The organism is Stenotrophomonas sp. GD03794 (genome assembly GCF_029842145.1).
Taxonomy (GTDB): Bacteria; Pseudomonadota; Gammaproteobacteria; order Xanthomonadales; family Xanthomonadaceae; genus Stenotrophomonas; species Stenotrophomonas riyadhensis.
In genome coordinates, this window is record NZ_JAOCFV010000001.1 from 151,090 (window position 1) to 173,499 (window position 22,410).

Sequence of the window (22,410 nt, forward strand, 5' to 3'; positions counted from 1 at the left end):
CCTATCGAGGGAAGTCAGGTGCCCACACGACGGGCTTGCCGTAGGCGGCGAGCAGGCGTCGCAGCGCGGCGTGTTGGGCTTCGGTGAAGTTGTCCTCGGGCTGCATGGCGTCGTTGACGCCGCCCAGGAGGCAGACTTGGTATGCGGATTGGTTGTGCTTACCGGCGAGAGCGCCGGGCTGATTCAGCGGGCGACCGTCGTAGATCGAGCCGTCACGTTCGATGACGAAGTGGACGGCGATCTTCGAGTAGCCCTGCGAGCGGTGCAGGCGTGCGAGTTCTTCGCCGGTCGTGACCTGCTCGGGGCGGGTCATGCTGGCGAGGACGAACAGCGCCTCTACCGATTCCAGAGGTTTGAGGCGCACTTAGAGTTTGTAGAGGTGGACTTCGGTGCGTGGTTCTTCGTCCGGCTGCGCCCAGCGCTTACCGGAGAGCAGCCACATGACTTGCTTGTCGTCGGCCCAATAGCCGGTGGCTTTGGTCACAACGTCCATCGGCCCCTTGGCGAGGTTGTCCACGTCGCCCTTGGGAAACGCGGCCTTCGAGGTCTTGGCGCGTTTGCATACCGCGATGATGACCACTAAAACCGGATCGGTCGGCGACAGGTCCAGATCACCGGCTGGCAGATGCTTCTCTGCGGCTTCCTTCCAGGTCTTGTAGGTCTTGCCGTAGTAGACGCCCCAGCGCGAAACCTTCGGGCGCGAGGCGGGCACCGGGTCAAACGGGAACGTGAGGGAGGCCAAATGCTTGGCCCCCCTCGCGGTGTTCACGATGACCGACAGCGGATCAGTAGTCGCCGTCATCGCCCTCGTCGTCGGAGTCGCTGTCGTCGTCCGAGTCGTCATCGCTGTCGCTGAACGGCGCGCTGTCGGCGGCCTCGTAGCCGTCCTCCTCGCCGAAGCCGTAGTCCTTGGCGTTGCGCTGGCCGAACTCGACCAGCTCGATCACCTGGACGGCGACCATGTAGCAGGTCAGGTAGAACTTCTTGGCCGATTCGACGAACGAGCCGCCGATCTCGTAGGAGACCTTGAGTTCGCTGCCGCCGCCGATCTGCGGCGGGTTGTCGATCTTCTTGCCGCGGGCGTCGAAGATGTCCGGGCGCATGGTGAACTTCTTGCCGGTGCGCTTGCTGACGCCGCTGGCCTTCATCTTGAACTTCACCAGCACGCGGCCGGTGTCATCGCCGTTCTCGTCGGTTTCTTCGGTGAACACCGGGGCCACTTCGGCACCCTTCTTCTTCTTCGGGTTCTCGCTCAGGAACTCCTGGAACAGCTCGTCGCGCCGGGTTTCCAGCTTCTTCGCCAGCGCCTTGAAGTCCTTGTCGTTCGGGTCGAACGCCAGGCTCACGGTGTATTCGCCTTCCGGCTTGAACTTGGTGTCCGGTTCGTTCAGGCGCGGCCACACGGCGGTGCCCTTGGGGGAGACGAATCGTTCGCGCTTCTTGGTTGCCATCAGTTGTCGGTCTCGTAGTTGGTCGGGAGATAGATGCCCGCGCGCCACAGGTCAGCGGCGGCGGTCAACGGGGTGTCGGCGGAAATGCCGAAGGCTTCGTCGATGTCGAAGCCGATGAGCGCCTCGTCGATGAAGGCGTCGGTGATCGGGTCACGCATCACGGGTAGTGCGGTTTCAGCTCGCGCTCCGCGTAGCGGCGCACGGCGTTGAGGGTGTTGACCTGCCGGTAGCGGCAGTCCTGCTCCATGCGCGAGACGACCCGCAGCACTTCCATCGGATCGAGGCCGAGCACTTCGCAGAAGTTCTTGAAGGCGCACGCCAAGCCGATCACCTGATCGGCCGGGTGGCCGAGGGACTGCACGCTGTCGATCACTACGAAAGCGCCGCGTGCGGCGCTCTCGGCAGAACGTGAGTGCAGTCCGTCGATGACGCGATCACGCACCTGCGTGCAGCTCCGTCATGCGGTGCTTGAACTCCTCGACCGTGCCGTGTTCGGCCGGGTTGTAGATGCCGAGGACCACACCGAAGTGGTCCTGGGCAACGTAGGTGTTCAGTGCGTGCTGGTAGTTGATGCTCATGTTGATGTTCTCGCTTGGGGTATCAATTGCCAAAGGGGGATGGACTAGGCAAAGAAATAGCGCGACTCCAGCACCAGGCTGAGGTCCAGGTCGCCATGCGGCGGGAGGGGTGGGAGTTTCTCTGCCGCTTCTGGCGGGAGCTGCTCGACGAGTTGCTGTCGGAAGTCGGCCAGTACGTCGCCGCTGTATTGATCGACGAACGCCTGCCGGAGTGCGGCGGCGAGGATTGCTGCCTGGCCCGCGTGCGTACCGTAGGAGTCGTGGATCATGGCGAACGACTCGATGCCGTTCTCTGCCGCGAGGCAGGTGGTCAGCATCATGTGGCTGGCGTCGCAGGAGTGGACGAAGTTCGGACTGATCCCGAGGGTCTGCCTGCGACGGTCGAGCTTAGTACCGCCGATGTTGACCACTAAATTCACCTCGCGGCCTCCGACGTGCGGCCGGATGCGGACGCCTTCCTCCTCGCGGTACTCCTGGAGGACCGGGAAGCCAGCGGGGGTCGTCCAGCTCACCGGCAGGTCGGCCGACGAGGCGACCTTGGAGGCGTCACGCAGCCAGTCCATCGCCGCGCGGGCTGCGATCACGACCTCGCCGATGCACTCCCACAGCAGGGTCGCCAGGTACTCGGCGGTCTCCCAATCGTCCTCCATGCCCAGCTTCTTGAACTTGGAGAGCACCTGGGCGCGCATGCCCGACTTCGTGACGCCGTAGGGCAGCGTCATCACCGGCTGCTTCACGATGTCGCGGGTGAGCTGGCCGTCCAGCTTGATCGCCAGCGGGTCGCCGCTCTCGGCACGGGCGCGCAGCTTCTCCTGGGCCACGTCTTTCACGCGCGAATAGATGTCGGCGGGCTTCGGCTGCGGGATCAGGTTGGTGGCTGCACCGCCCACGGAGTCGCGGAGCATGGCCGAGAAGTTCTGGAGGCCGTTACAGGAGCCGTCGAGCGCGATGGGCAGATGGGAGACGTGATCGCGGCCGTTGAGGCTGTAGCCGAGCCACTCGAAGCACGCTGCCAGCGCGCAGAACGGGCTGTCGGCGTCCATCCAGAAGCGTTGGCCGTCCAGCGGATCGAGGGCGCTGTCGAGAATCTGCTCCTCGTGCTCGCGCACCCAGGCCACGCGCTCCTCGAACGACACCTTGTCCACGCCGAAGCAGTTGGCGACGTGGATGGCGAGCCAGTAGGCACCGTCCTCGCCGAGCGGCACGCCTTGGGCGAACGTCAGCAGGCCCTTGGCCGCATCATCACCCTGCGGGGTCAGCGTCGGGGGCAGGGGGTAGCACCGGCCGCGGAAGTCGAGGTTGTGAGGGAAGTAGATCGCGGGGTACTCGGCGAACTTCTCCGCCAAGGCGATCTTCTGCGCGGCGGCGAGGCGGGTGGACACGCTGCGCGCGTTGGCCTCGTAGACCTTGGCGCGGTCGCGCTTCCATTCCTTGAACTCGTCGGCGTGGTGCTCCTTGAAGTAGTCCGGGTCGGTCTCCAGCAGGGCAGGGCGGCTCGGCAGGTCCATCAGTTCACGCTCCGGCAGCCCGGCGACACCGCCGCCTGCGTTCCACAGCTCGCGCATGACCTCTAGGACGGGCACGTTCACCTTCCAGGCGGTTGCCTGGATGGCGTTGAGGGCCTGGTAGACGTTGGGCATATCGACCAGCGCCAGCTCGCGCTTGTAGGCGCGGTTGCGGGTACGCACGAGGTCAGCCCGGCCGCCGATGTCGGTCAGGTAGCCGCCGTCGCGGGGCGTGGTCCACGGACGGGGCGGGACGACCATCGGCATCAGCACCGGCTGGTACAGGGCGGCGCTGTCGTGGGCCTTGGTCAGCCAGTCGAGCACCTTCTGATTCCCGGCGATGAGCAGGTGGCGCTTGCCGCGCTCGGCGACGGTGACCAGCTCGACCAGCCCGGTCGCCTCGACGAACAGCTCGATGAGCTTCATGCCCACCAGCAGCGCGTCCTTGTCGGACAGGTAGAGGCGCTTGTCGTCCTCGGGGGCGAACTCGGCGTCGGCGATGACGTGCCGCATGACGGCGGTGGAGTGCCGGGCCGAGGTGGACTTCTTGAGCTGCTCCTGGACGACCCGGTACAGGCCGGGGTGCTTCTCGCGGAGCAGGGAGAAGTTGATCTCGTTGGCGACCTCGTGGCCCAGGGTGATCGCCACGGACACCGCCTTGCGGTGATCGGCGACCAGCGCGTTGACGCAGGTGAAGCTGGTCAGATAGGCGAGGGCGTGGGGGTTCAGGTGGCGGATGAATTTGAGGGCGGCGTGGCGCTTGCCCGGCTTGCCGGTGTCGGCTTCGGCCACGAACGCCATGATCGCGGCGGCGGTGGCGTCGATGCTCTCCATGACCAGCTTGCGGCCGGGGCCGGTCTCGGCCTCCTGGCGCTGCTCCCTGATCTTCTCGTAGCGGGCAATGCCCAGGCTGGTGCTTTCCTTCTCCAGTTCGAGCTGGGCGGCGTGCAGGTCGTTCTCTTGCCAAGTCGTCATCGTTTGCCCTCGGGGGATGCAAAAGTCAAAACGGGAGGACCGCACCGGGGGCTGCCCGGTACGGTCCTGAGTGGTTCGGTTGTTGGTCCTGGGTGGACCTATGTGGAACTGTAGTAGTCCTCGGTGGTGAACAGCAATGAGTAGTTCTGAATGGTTGTCCTAGGAGGAGGTCCGCCGAAGATGACCACTTTATTCGGCGTCACCTGGTGTCACCTGTCGCGGCACCCGGCGTCACCTATATGTCACCCGAAGCGTCACCTGATAGACTGGAACGCTGTAAGTAGTTGAGTGGTCAGCACTAATCGGCAGGGGCTTCGGGATTTAGGTTCCAGTGCCGCAAGGCGTGGGGGTTCGAGTCCCCCCTTTCGCACCAGTGCCGGCCTGTCCCCGCCCTGATCGGGCCATCTGCGCCCACTTGACCGGCACGCGCTGGCAGTGCAGGCCGAATTGGGCGAAACTAAAGGGCTGCGGCAAGCAGGCGCGTCCCAGACGTCGTGTCCTTACAACCGTTTCATCCCAATCATCGAGCCGGGGGCCTGGGCCACCGGTGGCAGGAGTCAACATGCAAGCTTCGATCGAATCCACCGGCAACCTGGAACGCCGCCTGAGCTTCTCGCTGCCGGAAGAGCGTCTGCAGAGCCACATCGTCGGCCGCCTGGGCGAAATCGCCCGTACCACCCGCATCAAGGGTTTCCGTCCGGGCAAGGTGCCGGCCAAGGTGATCGAGCAGCGCTTCGGCGCGCAGGTCCGTGGCGAGGCGCTGGACGGCCTGCTGCGCGAAACCTTCGATGCCGCCGTGCGCGAGCACGACCTGCGCATCGTCGGCAGCCCGCGCATCGACAAGGGCGACGAGGGTGAATTCTCCTTCGTGGCCACCGTGGAAGTGGTGCCGGACTTCGGCGATATCGACGTCAGCAAGCTGACCGTCGTGCGCCACAGCGCCGAGATCACCGACGCCGACATCGACCAGATGATCGAGAACCTGCAGAACCAGCGTCGTACCTGGGCCCCGGTCAGCCGTGGCGCGCAGGACGGTGACCTGGTCGCGGTGGAAACCTGGTCGCAGGCCGGCGAAGAGCGCCTGCCGGCCGAAGGCACCGAGAAGGGTTCGATCGTGCTCGGCCAGGGCATGATGTTCGACACCATCGAAAAGGGCCTGGTCGGCCTGGCCAAGGGTGAAGAGAAGACCCTGGACGTCGAGTTCCCGGCTGACTGGCGCGTGCCGGTGCTGGCGGGCAAGACCGTGCAGGTCACCGTCAAGGTCGCTGAAGTGTCCGAGCCGGTCGTGCCGGCGGTCGACGAAGCCTTCATCAAGAGCTTCGGCGTGAAGGGCGGCGACGTCGAGCAGTTCCGCAGTGACATCCGTGCCAACCTGGAGCGCGAGCTGAAGGGGGCCCTGATGAACCGCCTGCGCCGCGAAGTGGGTGAGCAGCTGATCGCCGCCTATTCGTCGGTGGAAATGCCGCCGCGCCTGGTCGAGAACGAAGCCCGCGCCATGCTGGCCCAGCAGGTCGAGCAGATCCGCCGCAACGGCCAGAACGTCGGCGAGATCCCGGCCGATGCCCATGAAGGTTTCAAGGAAGCGGCCGCCAAGCGCGTGCTGGTCGGCCTGCTGGTCGGTGAAGTGGCCCGCATCAACGACCTGCGCCTGGAAGCCAAGCGCCTGAACGAAACGATGCGCCTGATCGCTTCGACCTACGAAGAGCCGGAACAGGTCATTGAGATGTACCGCAACGACCCCCAGCTGATGTCTGGCCTGCAGAACCGCGTGATGGAAGAGCAGGTGATCGACTGGATCGCCGAGCGTGCCCAGCACACCGAAGAGAAGCTGTCGTTCCAGGACGCGATCCGCCAGTAAGCCCGGGCGGATCACCGGATGCCCCGCGCCTTTGCCGGCGCGGGGTTGTTGCCCCCCAAGATAGGTACCTCACGTAATGGACAACCGAACCAAAGCCCTGAACCTGGTTCCGATGGTGGTCGAGCAGACCAGCCGCGGCGAGCGTGCCTACGACATCTATTCGCGCCTGTTGAAGGAGCGCCTGATCTTCCTCGTGGGCCCGATCGACGATCACATGGCCAACGTGGTGGTGGCGCAGTTGCTGTTCCTGGAATCGGAGAACCCGGAAAAGGACATCAACATCTACATCAACTCGCCGGGTGGCGTGGTCACCGCCGGCATGGCGATCTACGACACCATGCAGTACATCAAGCCGAATGTGAGCACCACCTGCATCGGCCAGGCCGCCTCGATGGGCGCCCTGCTGCTGGCCGCGGGCGAAGCCGGCAAGCGCTATGCGCTGCCGAACTCGCGCGTGATGATCCACCAGCCGCTGGGTGGCTACCAGGGCCAGGCCACCGACATCGACATCCACGCGCGTGAGATCCTGACCCTGCGTTCGCGCCTGAACGAGGTGCTGGCCAAGCACACCGGCCAGTCGCTGGAGACGATCGCCCGCGACACCGAGCGCGACAACTTCAAGAGCGCCTTCGAGGCGCAGGCCTACGGTCTGGTCGACCAGGTCCTGGAGCGTCGTCCGGATGAGTCGATCCAGGCCGGCTGACCGGCCTTCACGGGGCCAGGGAGGCCCCGTTCCTGCAGGGTCGGGCGGGACTGGTGTCCCCTCGGCCCTGTGCTATTCTCGAATCGAACCCCCGTTCAGCGGGTGGGGTAACTGGGTAAGCGAAGCATGAGCGAAGACCGCCAAGGTCGTTCCACGGACACCGGCAAGATCCTCTACTGCTCTTTCTGCGGCAAGAGCCAGCATGAAGTGCGCAAGCTGATTGCGGGTCCGAGCGTATTCATCTGCGATGAGTGCGTGGAGCTGTGCAACGACATCATCCGTGAGGAACTTGAGGAAAAGGCGCAGTCGGCGCGCAGTTCGCTGCCCAAGCCGCGCGAGATCCTCGAGGTCCTCGACCAGTACGTGATCGGCCAGAACCGCGCCAAGCGCACCCTGGCCGTGGCCGTGTACAACCACTACAAGCGCATCGAGAGCCGGCAGAAGAACGACGACGTCGAACTGGCGAAGTCGAACATCCTGCTGGTCGGCCCGACCGGTTCGGGCAAGACGCTGCTGGCCGAGACCCTGGCCCGCCTGCTCAACGTGCCGTTCACCATGGCCGACGCCACCACGCTGACCGAAGCCGGTTACGTGGGCGAGGACGTGGAGAACATCATCCAGAAGCTGCTGCAGAAGTGCGACTACGACGTCGAGAAGGCACAGCAGGGCATCGTCTACATCGATGAAATCGACAAGATCTCGCGCAAGAGCGAGAACCCGTCGATCACCCGCGATGTGTCCGGCGAAGGCGTGCAGCAGGCCCTGCTGAAGCTGATCGAAGGCACCGTGGCCAGCGTTCCGCCGCAGGGCGGCCGCAAGCACCCGCAGCAGGAATTCCTGCAGGTGGACACCAAGAACATCCTGTTCATCTGCGGCGGCGCGTTCGCCGGGCTGGACAAGGTGATCCAGGCCCGTTCCACCGACGTCGGCAGCATCGGCTTCGGCGCCAAGGTCAAGAGCAGCGAGCGCAAGCAGGAAGTGGGCAAGGTGCTGGCCGAAGTCGAGCCGGAAGACCTGATCAAGTTCGGCCTGATTCCCGAGTTCGTCGGCCGCCTGCCGGTGGTGGCGACCCTGGAGGAGCTGGACGAGCCGGCCCTGATCAAGATCCTGACCGAGCCGAAGAACGCCATCACCAAGCAGTTCAAGAAGCTGTTCGAGATGGAGAACGTCGAGCTGGAGTTCCGTCCGGACGCGTTGTCGGCCATCGCCAGGAAGGCGCTCAAGCGCAAGACCGGTGCCCGTGGCCTGCGCACCATCGTCGAATCGGTCCTGCTGGACACCATGTATGACCTGCCGTCGCAGGAAAACGTCAGCAAGGTGGTGGTGGACGAGTCGGTGATCGAGCACAAGTCCGAGCCGTACCTGATCTACCAGACCCCGGCGGCCCCTGAACAGAAGGCCGCAGGCGCCGAGTGATCCTTCCAGGTTGTTGATTGGAAAGGATTTTCAAGGAATGCCTTGCATCTGAAAGCCGATGGCCCCATAACGGGGCCATCGGCTTTTTTTGTCTCCGGAAGATGCCCTCCCGGAGGCGGTTTTCCCCTTCCCTGGAGCCCCCATGGCCCGTTCCCCAAGTGAAACCCTCGACCTGCCGGTCCTGCCGCTGCGCGACGTAGTGGTGTTCCCGCACATGGTCATCCCGCTGTTCGTCGGCCGTGACAAGTCCATGCACGCGCTCGAACAGGCAATGGAAGCGGACAAGCGCATCCTGCTGCTGGCGCAGAAGTCGGCCGAGACCGACGACCCGCATGCGGCCGACCTCTACCAGGTCGGTACGCTGGCGCAGGTGCTGCAGCTGCTGAAGCTGCCCGACGGCACCATCAAGGTGCTGGTCGAAGGCCTGTCGCGCGTGCAGGTCACCCACGTCGACGAGCGCAACGGCTCGCTGCATGGCCAGGCCGTGGAGATCGACGCCACCGACGAGCGCGAAGCACGCGAGGTGGAGGCGATCGCCCGCTCGCTGATGTCGCTGTTCGAGCAGTACGTGAAGACCAACCGCAAGCTGCCGCCGGAGCTGCTGCAGACGCTGTCGGGCATCGATGAGCCGGCCCGCCTGGCCGACACCATCGCCGCGCACATCAGCGTGCGCCTGGCCGACAAGCAGCGCCTGCTGGAAACGCTGGCCGTCGGTGACCGCCTGGAGATGCTGGTCGGCCTGGTCGACGGCGAGATCGACGTGCAGCAGATGGAAAAGCGCATCCGCGGCCGCGTGAAGTCGCAGATGGAGAAGAGCCAGCGCGAGTACTACCTCAACGAACAGATGAAGGCCATCCAGAAGGAACTGGGTGACCTGGACGATGCACCGGGCGAGCTGGAAGAGCTGGCCCGCAAGATCGCCGAAGCCGGCATGCCGAAGGCGGTTGAAGCCAAGGCACGCAATGAACTGAACAAGCTCAAGCAGATGTCGCCGATGTCGGCCGAAGCGGCGGTCGTGCGCAACTACCTGGAGTGGTTGCTGGGCGTGCCGTGGAAGAAGCGCAGCAAGGTGCGCAAGGACCTGAAGGCCGCGCAGGACACCCTCGATGCCGACCACTACGGCCTGGAGAAGGTCAAGGAACGCATCCTTGAGTACCTGGCGGTGCAGTCGCGCGTGAAGCAGATGAAGGGCCCGATCCTGTGCCTGGTCGGGCCGCCGGGCGTGGGCAAGACCTCGCTCGGCCAGTCCATCGCCAAGGCCACCAACCGCAAGTTCGTGCGCATGTCGCTGGGCGGCGTACGCGACGAGGCCGAGATCCGTGGCCACCGTCGTACCTACGTCGGTTCGATGCCGGGCCGCATCGTGCAGAACCTCAACAAGGTCGGCAGCAAGAACCCGCTGTTCGTGCTCGACGAGATCGACAAGATGTCGATGGACTTCCGTGGCGATCCGTCGTCGGCGCTGCTGGAGGTGCTCGACCCGGAGCAGAACAACGCGTTCAACGACCACTACCTGGAAGTGGACCTGGACCTGTCCGAAGTGATGTTCGTGGCCACCTCGAACTCGCTCAACATTCCGGGCCCGCTGCTGGACCGCATGGAAGTGATCCGCATCCCCGGCTACACCGAGGATGAGAAGCTCAACATCGCCACCCGCTACCTGGTGCCGAAGCAGATCAAGGCCAACGGCCTGCAGCCGGAAGAACTGGAGATCGGCAGTGATGCGATCCAGGACATCGTGCGCTACTACACGCGCGAATCGGGCGTGCGCAACCTGGAACGCGAGATCGCCAAGATCTGCCGCAAGGTGGTGAAGGAGATCGCGCTGGCTGGCCCGCAGCCGGTGAAGGCGAAGAAGGGGGCGAAGAAGTCCAAGGCGCTGGTCAGTGTGTCCAGCAAGAACCTGGACAAGTACCTGGGCGTGCGTCGCTTCGACTTCGGCCGCGCCGAGGAAGAAAACGAGATCGGCCTGGTCACCGGACTGGCCTGGACCGAAGTCGGTGGCGATCTGCTGCAGATCGAATCGACGCTGGTGCCGGGCAAGGGCCAGCTGATCCTGACCGGCCAGCTCGGCAACGTGATGAAGGAATCGGCGTCGGCGGCACTGTCGGTGGTACGTTCGCGCGCCGTGGGCTTTGGCATCGACAGCGACTTCCTGCAGAAGCACGACGTGCACCTGCACGTGCCCGATGGCGCCACGCCGAAGGACGGCCCGAGTGCCGGCGCGGCGATGGTCACCTCGCTGGTGTCGATGCTGACCAAGGTGCCGGTGCGCGCCGATGTGGCGATGACCGGCGAGATCACCCTGCGTGGTCGCGTCACCGCCATCGGCGGGTTGAAGGAGAAGCTGCTGGCCGCACTGCGTGGCGGCATCCGCACGGTCATCATCCCGGAAGAGAACCGCAAGGACCTGGCCGACATTCCGGCCAACGTCACGCGCGATCTGGAGATCGTGCCGGTGAAGTACATCGAAGAAGTCCTGGACCTGGCGCTGGAGCGTCCGCTGGCACCGAAGAAGGCGCGCAAGAGTGCGCAACGTGTCACGGTGCGCAGCAAGGCCAAACCGAGTGGAAGCGCGCGCGTCAAGCATTGACGCGCGCTGTCCAATGGCCCGAAACCCGCGTCGTTGCTGGCTTTTCACCTTGCGTGGGGGTAGGGCCGCTGGTATAAAAGCAGCACTCGCGAATGAGTGATCGCTGTCAGCGATCACTGAATCGGCGAACCGTTTCCACATGGCGGCCGCATGCAGAGCGCGTGCGGTTGCTTCCCTGTCGAATAAGCGGAACCCACCGCCAAAGGAGTTGTAGAGAATGAACAAGACCGAATTGATCGATGCCGTTGCTGAAGCTGCCGACCTGACCAAGGCCGAGTCCAGCCGCGCTGTCGATGCCGTCGTTGCTGCCGTCACCAAGGCGCTGAAGGACGGCGATGCGGTCACCCTGGTTGGCTTCGGTACCTTCCAGGTCCGCGACCGTGCTGCCCGCACCGGCCGCAACCCGAAGACCGGCGACACCATCAAGATCGCTGCTTCGAAGAATCCGTCGTTCAAGGCTGGCAAGGCCCTGAAGGATGCTGTAAACTAAGCGGCTCGCTGGGGTGCTTAGCTCAGCGGTAGAGCGTCTCCTTTACACGGAGAGGGTCGGGGGTTCGAAACCCTCAGCACCCACCACAGCACCGCGGTAAAAGTTTGAGTGTGGAGCGGTAGTTCAGCTGGTTAGAATGCTGGCCTGTCACGCCGGAGGTCGCGGGTTCGAGTCCCGTCCGCTCCGCCATTCAACGAGGCCTCCGGCCAAAAGCTGGAGGCTTTGTTTTCTTCCCGGTCCAGGCCGGTGGAAAACAAGCAAGGTAACAATGCGGAGCGGTAGTTCAGCTGGTTAGAATGCTGGCCTGTCACGCCGGAGGTCGCGGGTTCGAGTCCCGTCCGCTCCGCCATTACATCGAGGCCCCCGGCCTAAAGCTGGGGGCCTTGTCTTCTCACCGACAGGCTCGGGAAGAAGACGAAAGGGTTTTTGCAAGAACGGAGCGGTAGTTCAGCTGGTTAGAATGCTGGCCTGTCACGCCGGAGGTCGCGGGTTCGAGTCCCGTCCGCTCCGCCATTGCAGAATTCTTAAGTCCCTGTGAAAAAACTTTGAAAAAAGTGTTCATCGGGCTGGGTTTCCAGGAAGTCTTCGGATATACTGGGCGCCTGCAAAGTTTCAGCGCGGAGCGGTAGTTCAGCTGGTTAGAATGCTGGCCTGTCACGCCGGAGGTCGCGGGTTCGAGTCCCGTCCGCTCCGCCAACTTTAAAAGCCCTCGGCGCAAGCCGGGGGCTTTTTCTTTGTGTCGTTCGCGCGGTCGGACGTGAGGCATGCATCTACCAGTGACGCGTTGCTGCAAGGATGCGGCGCAGGCCGCGCCGGCGCTGCTTTTGGTCCCTGCGGCGAAGCGGGTTACACTGCCGGGCTCGCCAATCAGGCCTTGTGATTCCTCACCATGCTGCAGAAACTCCGCGACAAGACCTCAGGCTGGATCGTCACCGTGATCCTGGGGCTGCTGATGATTCCGTTCCTGTTCGTGATCGACAACAGCTACCTCGGTGGCGTTGGCGCACAGAACGTGGCCAAGGTTTCCGCGCCTCCGACCTGGTGGCGTTCGGCACCGTCGTGGTGGCCGGTGCGCATGCTGTGGCAGCACCACGAGATCAGCGCGCAGGATTTCCGCACGCGTTTCGAGCAGGAGCGCATGCGTGAGCGCCAGCAGCAGGGCGAGAACTTCGACCCGCGCGCGTTCGAAAGCACTGAGAACAAGCTGGCCGTGCTCGATCAGCTGATCGACGAGCAGGTCGTGCGCCTGGTCGGTGAACAGGCGGGCGTGGTGATCGGCGACGGCGCGGTGCGCGAGTACATCGCGACCATGCCGGCGTTCCTCGATTCGAACGGCAAGTTCAACGAGAACAACTACCGCCTGGCCCTGGCCGGTGGCAATCCGCCGCGCACCCCGACCCAGTTCCAGGAGCTGGTGCGCGAGAGCCTGCAGCAGTCGGTGATCCCGTCGGGCCTGCAGAACTCCGGCTTCGTCACCCAGTCCGAGACCGAGCGTCTGCTGAAGCTGCTGGGCGAAACCCGTGACGTCGAGCTGGCCGCGCTGCCGGAAGTGCCGGCCGATACTGCGCCGGTCACCGATGCGCAGATCAAGCAGTGGTACGACGGCCACGGCAAGGACTTCCGCCAGGCCGAGAGCGTGTCGCTGGAATACGTCGAGATCAACGGCGCCAACCTGCCGGCACCGACCGCGGCTGACGAAGCGACCCTGCGCAAGCGCTATGAAGACGAGAAGGCGAAGTTCACCTCGCCGGAACAGCGCCAGGCTGCCCATATCCTGATCACCGGTGACGGTGCCGAAGCCAAGGCGAACAAGCTCGCTGCCGAAGCCAAGGCGGCGGGTGCCGACTTCGCGGCGCTGGCCAAGGCCAACTCGGAAGACCCGGGTTCGAAGGACCAGGGCGGTGATCTGGGCTGGGTCGAGCGTGGCGCGATGGTCAAGCCGTTCGAAGACGCCCTGTTCGCCGCCAAGGCGGGTGACGTGATCGGCCCGGTGAAGACCGACTTCGGCTACCACATCATCAAGGTCGCCGCGGTGCGTGGTGGCCAGGGCAAGTCGTTCGAGGAAGTGCGTGACACGCTGGCCGCCGAGCAGCTGAAGGCCGATGGCGAGCGCGGCTTCAACGAGCTGGCCGGCCACCTGGTCGATGCCATCAACAAGAGCCCGAGCGACCTGGCCGCTGCCGCCAAGGAAGTGAACCTGCCGCTGCAGACCCTGGGCCCGATCACCCGCGCGACCGCCAGTGGCATCGCCGCTGATCCGGCCGTGCTGCGCGCCGCCTTCTCCGAAGTGCTGGTGCAGGACGGTACCGCCAGCGATCCGATCGCCCTGGGCGGTGCCACCAACCACAGCGTGGTCATCCGCGTTGCCGCGCATACCCCGGAACAGGCGATGCCGCTGGACAAGGCCCGCGAGCAGGTGATCGCCGCGATCCGCGCCGACCGCCAGCGCCAGGCCAGCGACAAGGCCGCTGACGCCGTGCTGGCCAAGCTGAAGGCGGGCGCCACCCTGCAGTCGCTGGCTGCCAGCGAGAAGCTGCAGCTGAGCCCGATGCCGGGCCTGCCGCGCAGCCAGCCGGTGCCGACCCCGGAAATCAACCGCGCGATCTTCAGCGCGCCGGTGCCGGCCGAGGGCAAGCCGAGCTACGGCAAGGTCGACGTCAATGGCCACGCGCTGCTGTTCGCGGTGAACAAGGTGAACCCGGGCGACGTGAAGGAAGTGACCGCCGAGCAGCAGAAGCAGCTGAAGGACCAGCTGAGCCAGATCGACGGCATGGCCGCGGCCAAGGCCTACATCGAGGCGATGCGCAAGAAGTTCGTGGTCCAGACCACCGAAGCGAACCTGTAAGCCCACCGGCTGCAGGTACGAAAGGGCCCGGCAATGCCGGGCCTTTTTTTTGTGCCTTCGCCTCGTTTGTGGCGCGCTTGAGCTCTGGTAGTGGTCGAGCTTGCTCGACCGCCTTTTGTAGAGTCGAGCCGGGCTCGACTGCATCTGCCGGGCGCAGGCATGAAAAAGCCGAGCATGGGCTCGGCTTTACAGGGAGGGCCTGGCTGGCGCGTCAGTCCTCGACGCGCAGTACCGCACCAGGCTTCAGCACGCTGCTGCCACTCAGGCCGTTCAGCGACAGCAGGGCCTTCACCGGCATGCCGTAGCGGCGGGCGATGGTCCAGGCCGATTCGCCATCACGCACCGTGTGGCGTCGGCTGCGCGGACGATCGGCGATCGCGGCGACGGTCTTGGCCACCTGCGGCGTCGGTGCGGCGGTGGCGACCGGCGCAGCGCTGGCGACCAGGGCCGTTGCGGTGTCCGCCACCGTCGCATTGGCGGCCGAGACCGGGGCCAGCACGCGGGTGGTGCCAGAGGCACGGCTGCCAGAGGCCAGCGCTGGGTTCAGGCGGGCGATCTTCGCCGGGTCCAGGGCGCGCTGTGCGGCCCACTGCTGGACGCTGGTGCCGGCCGGCAGGGTGTGGTCCTTCAGTACCGGCACGGTGCGGTCCAGCGAGGCCATCACGCCGGGCTGGTCTTCCACGTCTTCCAGCACGCAGGCCAGGGCATGCAGCTTCTCGACGTAGGCATGGGTCACCGGCGACAGGCCGGGCAGAGCCGACGGCTTGGCGTTCTGCGCGTTCATGCCGGCCTTGCGCATGGACTGCAGCACCCGGTATTCGCCGGCGTTGTAGGCCATGGTGGCCAGGCGCCAGTCGCCGCCGAACATGCCGTGCAGGGTCTTCAGGTAACGCACCGCGGCCTGGGTCGAATCGACCGCCGACAGGCGGCCGTCATAGCCGTTGGCCATCGGCACGCGGTGGTTGCGCGCCGTGGTGGCGATGAACTGCCACAGGCCGGTCGGGCCACTGCCGTTGCGGGCATTGGGCCGATAGCCGCTTTCCACGAACGGAATCAGCGCGAATTCGGTGGGCAGGTGGGCTTTGCGCAGCTCTTCGACCACGTAGCCGAACAGCACCAGCGCATCGTCATCCTGGTTGGCCAGGCGCGAGGGGGCATGGGCGAACTGCTTCTGCCAGCGCGGGCTGGTGGCCTCGGCGTCGCAGCTGGGCTCGGCCAGGCCGTCGCGGAAGCTGGTGAAGATCTCCTGGCCGTTGCGCACCGAAGCGGCGGGCAGCGCAGCCGGATCCAGCGGCAAGGCCGCAGCGGCGGTCAGGTTCTGGCTGATGCCGGCGCCCAGCGACTGCGCGCCCGCGGTTCCGGCCAACCCCAGGACAAGGCCCAGGGCCAGCGGCAGACTTCGGCGCATCATGCGCGGAAGCCGTCTTTCCAATGCCGGAGACCGGCCATCACGTCGACGTCGTCCACGACGTCACGGCCCAGGTGTGCAGACACCGACGCACGGATCGGCGCCGCGTGCACACGCAGGAAGGGATTGCAGTCGAATTCGTTGGCCAGGGTTACCGGCAGGGTGGAACGGTCATCGCGGCGCATGGCCAAAGCCTCCTCTTGGCGCTGCCACAGGGCAGCGTTGGCGGGGTCGACATGCCGCGCGAAGACGGCATTTGACACGGTGTACTCATGAGCGCAACAAAGCAGCAGTTGCGCGGGCAAGGTACCCAGCTTGCGCATCGATGCCAGCAGCTGGGACGGCGTACCTTCGAACAGACGTCCACAGCCCAGGCTGAACAACGAATCTCCGCTGAAAAGATGTTCAGCAGTGTGAAACGCGATGTGGCTGCGGGTATGCCCGGGCACGGATAGTACGTGGAACGTCCGGCCCAGTGCCTGAACGCGTTCACCTTCGCCGACCCGCTCGGTGGCCGTGGGGATGCGCTCTTCGACCGGCGCGATGACCCGTACACCGGGAAAACGTGCCTGCAGTGCGGGCACGCCACCGATGTGGTCGTCGTGGTGGTGGGTGAGCAGGATCGTGTCCACGCGCAGGCCCTGATCGGCCAGCGCGAGCACTGGCGCGGCATCGCCGGGGTCGACGACCACGGCAGTGCCATCGTCGGCGATCAGCGTCCAGATGTAGTTATCCGCAAATGCGGGCAGGGCAGTCAGTCGCATAGAATTGGACCATGCCCGCGCTGCAGAGCACCCGTCAAGCGAGCCAGACCCCGTGGTTCGACAGTGAACCGGCGGCAGCCTTGCGCGTGCTGGAGCGGCAATTGCTGCTGCCGCAGTTGTCATTGCTGCCAGCGCAGCCCTGGTTGTGGATCGCGCCGAGTGCGGCCTGGCTGGATGACGCGCAGCTCGGTGGACGCGGTCTGCGCCTGTATCGGCAGGGGCAGGGCTATGCAGGCGATACCCGCTGTGCGCTGCCGCTGCCGCTGGCCAATGAGAGTGTCAATGCGATCGTGCTGCAGCATGTCACTGCGGCCGACGCTGATCGGCTGCTCGACGAGTGCGAGCGCGTACTGATGCCGGGCGGCCATCTGTGGCTGAGCAGCCTCAATCCGTTCAGCCCGTATCGCACGCGCTGGCGCCAGCATGGACTGGTGGTGCGTACGCCACAGCGGATCCGTCTGCTGCTCGGCCGGCATGGGCTGGAGTGCGACGATATGCGTTACCTCGGTCCACTCTGGCGCGGGGCTGGCAGCCGCCGTGCCGATGGCTGGGCGCCACTGCGCGCGGCCTGCCTGTTCCATGCGGAAAAACGCACGCTGGCCCTGCCCGGGCCGAAACCGTTGCCGGTGCGTTGGCACGGCACCGTTGCTACCTGATCTGGAGTTGTATTGAAAACCATCGAAATCCACACCGACGGATCCTGCCTCGGCAATCCCGGCCCCGGCGGCTGGGCTGCGTTGCTGCGTTACAAGGGGCATGAGCGCGAACTGAGCGGTGGCGAAGCGCACACCACCAACAACCGGATGGAGCTGATGGCGGCCATTTCGGGGCTGGAGACGCTGACCGAGCCGTGCAACATCGTGCTCTACACCGATTCGCAGTACGTGCGGCAGGGCCTGACCCAGTGGATGCCGGGTTGGATCCGCAAGAACTGGAAGACCGCTGGCGGTGATCCGGTGAAGAACCGTGAGCTTTGGGAGCGGTTGCACGCGGCCACGCTGCGGCACCAGATCGACTGGCGCTGGGTGAAGGGTCATTCCGGCGACCCCGACAATGAACGCGTGGATACCCTGGCGCGCAACGCGGCGATCCAGATCCGCGACGCCAGCCCGGTAAACTGAGCCCATGCGTCAGATCATCCTCGATACCGAAACCACCGGCCTGGAGTGGAAGAAGGGCAACCGCATCGTCGAAATCGGCTGCGTGGAGCTGTTCAAGCGCCGCCCGACCGGCAACAACTACCACCAGTACATCAAGCCGGACTGCGAGTTCGAACAGGGCGCGCAGGAAGTCACCGGCCTGACCCTGGAGTTCCTGGCTGACAAGCCGGACTTCGCACAGATTGCCGACGAGTTCCTGGCGTTCATCGACGGCGCCGAGCTGATCATCCACAACGCGGCGTTCGACCTGGGCTTCCTCGACAACGAGCTGTCGCTGCTTGGGCCACAGTACGGCAGGATCACCGACCGCTGCACGGTGATCGATACCCTGGTGATGGCGCGCGAGCGCTTCCCGGGCCAGCGCAATTCGCTGGATGCGCTGTGCAAGCGACTGGGCGTGGACAACTCGCACCGTGCGCTGCACGGCGGCCTGCTCGATGCGCAGATCCTGGGCGACGTCTACATCGCACTGACCTCGGGTCAGGAAGAGATCGGCTTCGGATTGGGTGACGAAGAGGGGGGCGGGGCCGGTGCGGCGCTGCAGGCCTTCGACACCAGCAAGCTGCTGCCACGCCCGCGTGTGGTCGCCACGCCGTCCGAGTTGGAAGCGCATGCGGCGCGACTGGAGCGGCTGCGCAAGAAGGCCGGCCATGCGCTGTGGGATGGCCCGAAGGTGGAAGAGCCCGCCAGCGCGTAATGCCTGGGATGGGGGAGTGCCGGCCGCTGGCCGGCAGCGCCGCATCCACGCATGGCGTGGATCTACGGGTTAATGGCAGCGCACCAGGATCACGCTGATGTTGTCGCGGCCACCGCCGTCGAGCGCGGCCGCGACCAGCGTGTCCACGCATTCCTGTGCGCTGGCATCCTCAAAGGCGAGGGTGCGGGCAATGCCGCGGTCGTCCACTTCCTCGGTGAGGCCGTCACTGCACAGCAGCAGCTGCATGCCCGGGCGCAGCTCACCACTGGTGGTGGCCACGTTCAGATGCGCCGGATCGGTCACGCCCAGTGCCTGGGTGACCACGTTGCGATGCGGATGCGCGCGTGCCTGTTCGGCAGTCAGGTTGCCCTGGGCGACCAGCTCCTGCACCACGCTGTGGTCCTGGCTGAGCTGCGCCAGCTGGCCATCGCGCCACAGGTAGGCGCGGCTGTCGCCGACCCACGCCACTTCATAACGGTTGCCCTGTACCCGTGCGGCGACCACGGTGGTGCCCATCGGCAGCGTGTCGTTGCGCCGGCGCGAGGCGCGGATGATCTCTTCGTCGGCGGTGCGGATGGCCTGCGCCAGCGGCGCGCCACGGCGGATCTCGCGCACGATGGTTTCGCGCGCCAGCGCGCTGGCCACTTCGCCGCAGGCGTGCCCGCCCATGCCATCGGCCACCAGCCACAGGGCCAGCTCACTGTCACCGTAGTAGGTGTCCTCGTTGAGCTCGCGGCGCATGCCGGGGTGGGTGAGGTGTCCGAATTCGATCATGGGGGCTGTGGCGGGGTATTGCTGGGGAGATAGGCATCATCGGGTGGCTGCAGGCATCCGGCAAGGCATGCGCTCAGGAAATTTTCACTTCGTTGGCCGGAATGACTTGTCGTCGGCCCCACTTCCTCGTATGATGCGCGTCCCCGGTCCGCCGGGGACCACCCGGAGAGGTGGCAGAGTGGTTGAATGTACCTGACTCGAAATCAGGCAGGCGTTTATAGCGCCTCGGGGGTTCGAATCCCCCCCTCTCCGCCAGATTAGATGAAGCGCCCGCCAGTCAATGACTTGCGGGCGTTTTCATTTTTAGGCTCTTGGGCACTCGCTTGGACACTCTCATGCGATTGCCGAACTACCTTGTTCTATCCCCCACTGGGGTCTATCACTTCCGCTGGAAGGTTCCTAAGCGCTTCCAAGGCCCATTGGGCCTCAAGGTGGTCAAGCGCTCGCTCGGTACGCGTGATGCCCGTGTGGCGCATCTGCAAGCCCTTGTGCTCGCCTCCCGCTATGCTGTGGCCCTTCAAGGAGGGGATATGGCAAAGAGCGTGGATGAACTGCTCCGCAGCGCGCAGAAGGGGCAGGTTGACTTTGAAGTAGTAGCCGGTCCTCACGGTTACACAGTCAAAACGGACGGTTCGGCGCAGGACAACGCTGCCGCTTTGGAAACCGTCCGGTTGCTGAACGCGCAAGGGGTGGCCTCTGTTGGTGGTGCGCCGCTGTCCGCGTCCACTCGCATCGCCTTGGAGATGGCAGTCGAAAAATGGTCCAAGACCTTGACCAGCGGGGCCCGTAAGACTCCAGGCCAGAAATTGGAGGCCGTGAAAGCTTTTGTAGCGTGGAAGAACTCCACGCGTAAGCGCTCACCGGCGCGGGTGGCAATGGGCGATCTGTCCAAGACTGATTGCGCGGAATGGGTCATCAGTCTGAAACAAACTCCCGCAGCGCGGACCGGCAAGCCGCTGACGGATAGTTATATTGAAACAAAGACGCGTTGGCTGTCGCTGTTCTTTGACTGGGCCATGGCGGCAGGCTACTACCCCAAGGGTGACAACATTGCCCGAGGCCATATCAAGGTCAGCAAGAAAGCAAAGCGACTCCAGTCCAAAAAGACCGGTTGGCAGCCTTTTGAAGTCGCCCAACTCAAAATGATTTTCGCTTTCCCAGCACTGAAGGCTATGCGCCGACAGTCATCCCGCTGGGTCGCCATGATCGCGCTTTACACGGGCGCACGTTCCAATGAAATCGCGCAATTGGAATTGGCCGATTTCAAGATTGTGGATGGGGTCAAGTGCATCCATATTACGACCGAAGGCGCGGATAAGAGTCTCAAAACGGAGGCCAGTGAAAGGACGATCCCAATCCACCCGGACTTGCTCGCGCTGGGGCTGTGGAAGTTGGTCGAAAGGTTGCAAGATGATGGTGAGAGCAAGTTGTTTCCCAATCTGACTTTCGACGCCAAGAACGGCCCGGCCAATGGTCCTCAAAAGGCGTTCAGTCATCTGCTGAGCGATACGCTGAAAATCGCCGCTCGTGGCGATGGGCGTATTGGACTGCACAGTTTCCGCAAGACGGTCATTCAGCGGATGCAAGATGGCTTGGTGGGCAAGGAGTTTCGTGTCGCCTACGTCGGACACGAAGGAGGTCGTGACCTTGATGACGATCATTCGGCGGTCTATGGTAAGAAGGTGTCTCCGACCGTCTTGGCTGCGCAGTGTTTTCCAGCACTGGACTGGGCAAATTTGGGTGTGGTGAAAGTGGCGGCGCTGACGCCTCTGTTTGCTCCTGCCTAAAGCGCGGATGCGTGCGGGGCTCTGTCCCCGCCTGTTTTTATAATTCCATACCAGCCCGACAATCCCATTTGAGGGCGCGCGCACCGGCTTCATTTCATTACGCCCCTCCGGGCTTGTATTTTATTTATTGGCTTTCCATGGCACAGTAAAGCTTTACCACTAGAAAAACCTAGCTTTTCTAAAGTATTAGGTCGTTAGACTTAGGGGTGGATTTATCCACAATGTTGCTTTTAGCTTTGGCTTGAGGGTGTTCACAGATGTTATTCGTTTTCCCACAGGGAAAACTCCCCCAAGGGCAACGAACTTGTCTGTGAACACTCGGAATGTGATTTCAAACCCACCCTGCCGTAGCCCACAAGCAACACGCGGTTTATCGGTGTTGCCAGCCCTGTGCGCGGAATAAACTCCGCCTTGAACCTGGTCAGGGCCAGTGCGTCGGGGGGAAATCGTCCAGCCCTTCGTACCTAGTTATGCAGTGCGCCGTGTTCAATAATCCCCGCCTTGCGCGACAGTCCCGAATATTTGCGGCGTGGTTACTTGCCCCGTTTCTTCAATATCCGATGGCCTATCGGTTGAGCAGAGAAGTGGGCGAGAAAGGGGCTTGATTTTTTTGCGTTCGTTGCTACCTTGAAGGGGTAGGAGCAACTGCTTGGGTAGCGCAAAGTCTCTTTTTGCCTTACTCGCCACATGGTCTGTCAACCGTGTGGCCATGTATTCAACATAATAAACCTCGCTTGATTGTCAAGCGGGGTTTATTGTTTAATTGTCAATCAATCGCTATTGACATATTTCGCAGTGATGCTAGTTTGACCTTGTCGGCTCAATTTGCCCCACACGTGGGGCTTGAAATAGAAGAGTCAATGGCCGATAAAGTATTAAACTCAATTTCTTGATGATTGATGCGTATGAAGAAGGGGCCGGAAACGGCCCCTTTTTCAATGGGCGATTTCCCGTGTTTGAAGGGCGCACGATGAAACCGTTGCGGCGCTTGGCTATCAGCCATTTTTTCGTCTCAGATCGTCACACGCACGTGTACACGCCGAAATCCTTGCGGGGCAATGGTCTTGGGGTGATTTTTCAGAAAAACTGACACACGGCGTTACAACACCCTAGGTGCGACATGTGCATACGTTCAGGACAGTCACCAACACACACCCAATATCTATCGGCCCCTGCGGCTATTTCTATCTGACGCCCCGCGTCCACGCGCGTCCGTCCGCAACACCCGCTCGGTCCATCGCTGCGCCTCTTTCCATGCACTGCGCCAAGCATCCGCACCTGTGGCGGCGTTCGTGCTGAGTCGGCACTGCTGGGCGGTTTGGTACGTCATTCGCGCGCAGACGTTTGGCCGTTGCCACCCATTGCGCGCTTTCGTTTTTCTGTTTCAATTAAATTATGAAACAGAA

21 protein-coding genes and 6 tRNA genes are annotated in these 22,410 nt (G+C 63.8%); 17 read left to right on the top strand and 10 right to left on the bottom strand.

What is annotated here, in order from left to right:
- Position 1: 1 nt before the first annotated feature.
- From N5D91_RS00810 to N5D91_RS00840, 7 genes are read right to left on the bottom strand one after another with little or no spacing between them, the layout of a single operon-like run.
- Positions 2 to 364: an N-acetylmuramoyl-L-alanine amidase gene (locus N5D91_RS00810; protein WP_004154593.1), complete on the bottom strand. Its 363-nt coding sequence runs from the start codon at positions 362 to 364 to the stop codon at positions 2 to 4.
- Entirely contained in the window at positions 365 to 802 is a 438-nt protein-coding gene (locus N5D91_RS00815; RefSeq protein WP_157178715.1) for a RusA family crossover junction endodeoxyribonuclease, read from the bottom strand.
- Positions 786 to 1,451 (bottom strand): hypothetical protein, encoded by a 666-nt coding sequence (locus tag N5D91_RS00820; RefSeq protein WP_004154595.1) that lies wholly within the window; start codon positions 1,449 to 1,451, stop codon positions 786 to 788. The genes N5D91_RS00815 and N5D91_RS00820 overlap by 17 nt, the downstream gene beginning before the upstream one ends.
- Positions 1,451 to 1,609, bottom strand: a complete 159-nt coding sequence (locus N5D91_RS00825; protein ID WP_154267700.1) for a hypothetical protein — start codon at positions 1,607 to 1,609, stop codon at positions 1,451 to 1,453. Before N5D91_RS00825 ends, N5D91_RS00820 begins: the two co-directional genes overlap by 1 nt.
- Positions 1,609 to 1,893, bottom strand: a complete 285-nt coding sequence (locus tag N5D91_RS00830) for a hypothetical protein (RefSeq protein WP_005412421.1) — start codon at positions 1,891 to 1,893, stop codon at positions 1,609 to 1,611. Before N5D91_RS00830 ends, N5D91_RS00825 begins: the two co-directional genes overlap by 1 nt.
- On the bottom strand, positions 1,886 to 2,029 hold the full coding sequence (locus N5D91_RS00835; RefSeq protein WP_005412422.1) for a hypothetical protein: 144 nt from the start codon (positions 2,027 to 2,029) through the stop codon (positions 1,886 to 1,888). Before N5D91_RS00835 ends, N5D91_RS00830 begins: the two co-directional genes overlap by 8 nt.
- A 44-nt stretch (positions 2,030 to 2,073) precedes the next feature.
- The gene (locus tag N5D91_RS00840) at positions 2,074 to 4,509 is read right to left on the bottom strand and encodes a DNA-directed RNA polymerase (RefSeq protein WP_005412423.1); all 2,436 of its coding nucleotides are present in this window, start codon (positions 4,507 to 4,509) and stop codon (positions 2,074 to 2,076) included.
- A 562-nt stretch (positions 4,510 to 5,071) separates the two neighbouring features.
- On the opposite strand from N5D91_RS00840, the gene tig reads away from it, so the two are divergent.
- The 11 genes from tig to N5D91_RS00895 all read left to right on the top strand — a co-directional run bounded on the left by tig (position 5,072) and on the right by N5D91_RS00895 (position 14,414).
- Positions 5,072 to 6,367 carry a trigger factor gene (gene tig / locus N5D91_RS00845; protein WP_049400909.1) on the top strand — a complete coding sequence of 432 codons (1,296 nt, stop codon included), beginning with the start codon at positions 5,072 to 5,074 and terminating at the stop codon, positions 6,365 to 6,367.
- 76 nt (positions 6,368 to 6,443) lie between these two features.
- Positions 6,444 to 7,070, top strand: coding sequence for an ATP-dependent Clp endopeptidase proteolytic subunit ClpP (gene clpP, locus N5D91_RS00850; RefSeq protein WP_004146318.1), 627 nt, complete (start codon positions 6,444 to 6,446; stop codon positions 7,068 to 7,070).
- A 126-nt stretch (positions 7,071 to 7,196) separates the two neighbouring features.
- Entirely contained in the window at positions 7,197 to 8,486 is a 1,290-nt protein-coding gene (gene clpX, locus N5D91_RS00855; RefSeq protein ID WP_004154600.1) for an ATP-dependent Clp protease ATP-binding subunit ClpX, read from the top strand.
- Positions 8,487 to 8,628: 142 nt separating this feature from the next.
- The gene (gene lon, locus N5D91_RS00860) at positions 8,629 to 11,079 is read left to right on the top strand and encodes an endopeptidase La (protein WP_049422624.1); all 2,451 of its coding nucleotides are present in this window, start codon (positions 8,629 to 8,631) and stop codon (positions 11,077 to 11,079) included.
- 217 nt (positions 11,080 to 11,296) lie between these two features.
- On the top strand, positions 11,297 to 11,569 hold the full coding sequence (locus N5D91_RS00865) for an HU family DNA-binding protein (RefSeq protein ID WP_004146343.1): 273 nt from the start codon (positions 11,297 to 11,299) through the stop codon (positions 11,567 to 11,569).
- 11 nt (positions 11,570 to 11,580) lie between these two features.
- Positions 11,581 to 11,655, top strand: a tRNA-Val gene (locus N5D91_RS00870).
- A gap of 26 nt (positions 11,656 to 11,681) precedes the next feature.
- A tRNA-Asp gene (locus N5D91_RS00875) sits at positions 11,682 to 11,758 on the top strand.
- 83 nt (positions 11,759 to 11,841) lie between these two features.
- Positions 11,842 to 11,918: transfer RNA gene (locus N5D91_RS00880), tRNA-Asp, on the top strand.
- Positions 11,919 to 12,005: 87 nt separating this feature from the next.
- Positions 12,006 to 12,082 (top strand) — tRNA-Asp (locus N5D91_RS00885).
- Positions 12,083 to 12,188: 106 nt separating this feature from the next.
- Positions 12,189 to 12,265: transfer RNA gene (locus N5D91_RS00890), tRNA-Asp, on the top strand.
- A gap of 193 nt (positions 12,266 to 12,458) precedes the next feature.
- Entirely contained in the window at positions 12,459 to 14,414 is a 1,956-nt protein-coding gene (locus N5D91_RS00895; RefSeq protein WP_110711225.1) for a peptidyl-prolyl cis-trans isomerase, read from the top strand.
- Positions 14,415 to 14,625: 211 nt separating this feature from the next.
- Here N5D91_RS00895 and N5D91_RS00900 read toward each other — a convergent pair whose 3' ends face one another.
- Entirely contained in the window at positions 14,626 to 15,825 is a 1,200-nt protein-coding gene (locus N5D91_RS00900; RefSeq protein ID WP_110711227.1) for a lytic transglycosylase domain-containing protein, read from the bottom strand.
- Entirely contained in the window at positions 15,822 to 16,586 is a 765-nt protein-coding gene (gloB, locus tag N5D91_RS00905) for a hydroxyacylglutathione hydrolase (protein ID WP_005412427.1), read from the bottom strand. Before gloB ends, N5D91_RS00900 begins: the two co-directional genes overlap by 4 nt.
- A gap of 11 nt (positions 16,587 to 16,597) precedes the next feature.
- On the opposite strand from gloB, the gene N5D91_RS00910 reads away from it, so the two are divergent.
- Genes N5D91_RS00910 through dnaQ form a run of 3 tightly spaced genes read left to right on the top strand, consistent with a single transcriptional unit; the run spans position 16,598 to position 18,443 of the window.
- Entirely contained in the window at positions 16,598 to 17,242 is a 645-nt protein-coding gene (locus tag N5D91_RS00910; protein WP_153856517.1) for a methyltransferase domain-containing protein, read from the top strand.
- Between the two features lie 12 nt (positions 17,243 to 17,254).
- Complete coding sequence (rnhA, locus tag N5D91_RS00915) at positions 17,255 to 17,707, top strand: ribonuclease HI (RefSeq protein ID WP_005408275.1); 453 nt, start codon at positions 17,255 to 17,257, stop codon at positions 17,705 to 17,707.
- Positions 17,708 to 17,711: 4 nt separating this feature from the next.
- Positions 17,712 to 18,443 carry a DNA polymerase III subunit epsilon gene (dnaQ, locus tag N5D91_RS00920; protein WP_110711231.1) on the top strand — a complete coding sequence of 244 codons (732 nt, stop codon included), beginning with the start codon at positions 17,712 to 17,714 and terminating at the stop codon, positions 18,441 to 18,443.
- Positions 18,444 to 18,512: 69 nt separating this feature from the next.
- On the opposite strand, the gene N5D91_RS00925 is transcribed toward dnaQ, so the two are convergent.
- The gene (locus N5D91_RS00925) at positions 18,513 to 19,217 is read right to left on the bottom strand and encodes a PP2C family serine/threonine-protein phosphatase (RefSeq protein ID WP_005408277.1); all 705 of its coding nucleotides are present in this window, start codon (positions 19,215 to 19,217) and stop codon (positions 18,513 to 18,515) included.
- A 164-nt stretch (positions 19,218 to 19,381) separates the two neighbouring features.
- On the opposite strand from N5D91_RS00925, the gene N5D91_RS00930 reads away from it, so the two are divergent.
- From N5D91_RS00930 to N5D91_RS00940, 3 genes are all read left to right on the top strand, one after another.
- A tRNA-Ser gene (locus N5D91_RS00930) sits at positions 19,382 to 19,472 on the top strand.
- Between the two features lie 80 nt (positions 19,473 to 19,552).
- Positions 19,553 to 21,004, top strand: a complete 1,452-nt coding sequence (locus tag N5D91_RS00935) for a site-specific integrase (RefSeq protein ID WP_005408278.1) — start codon at positions 19,553 to 19,555, stop codon at positions 21,002 to 21,004.
- An 892-nt stretch (positions 21,005 to 21,896) separates the two neighbouring features.
- Complete coding sequence (locus tag N5D91_RS00940) at positions 21,897 to 22,094, top strand: hypothetical protein (protein WP_152904905.1); 198 nt, start codon at positions 21,897 to 21,899, stop codon at positions 22,092 to 22,094.
- The last annotated feature ends 316 nt before the right edge of the window (positions 22,095 to 22,410 follow it).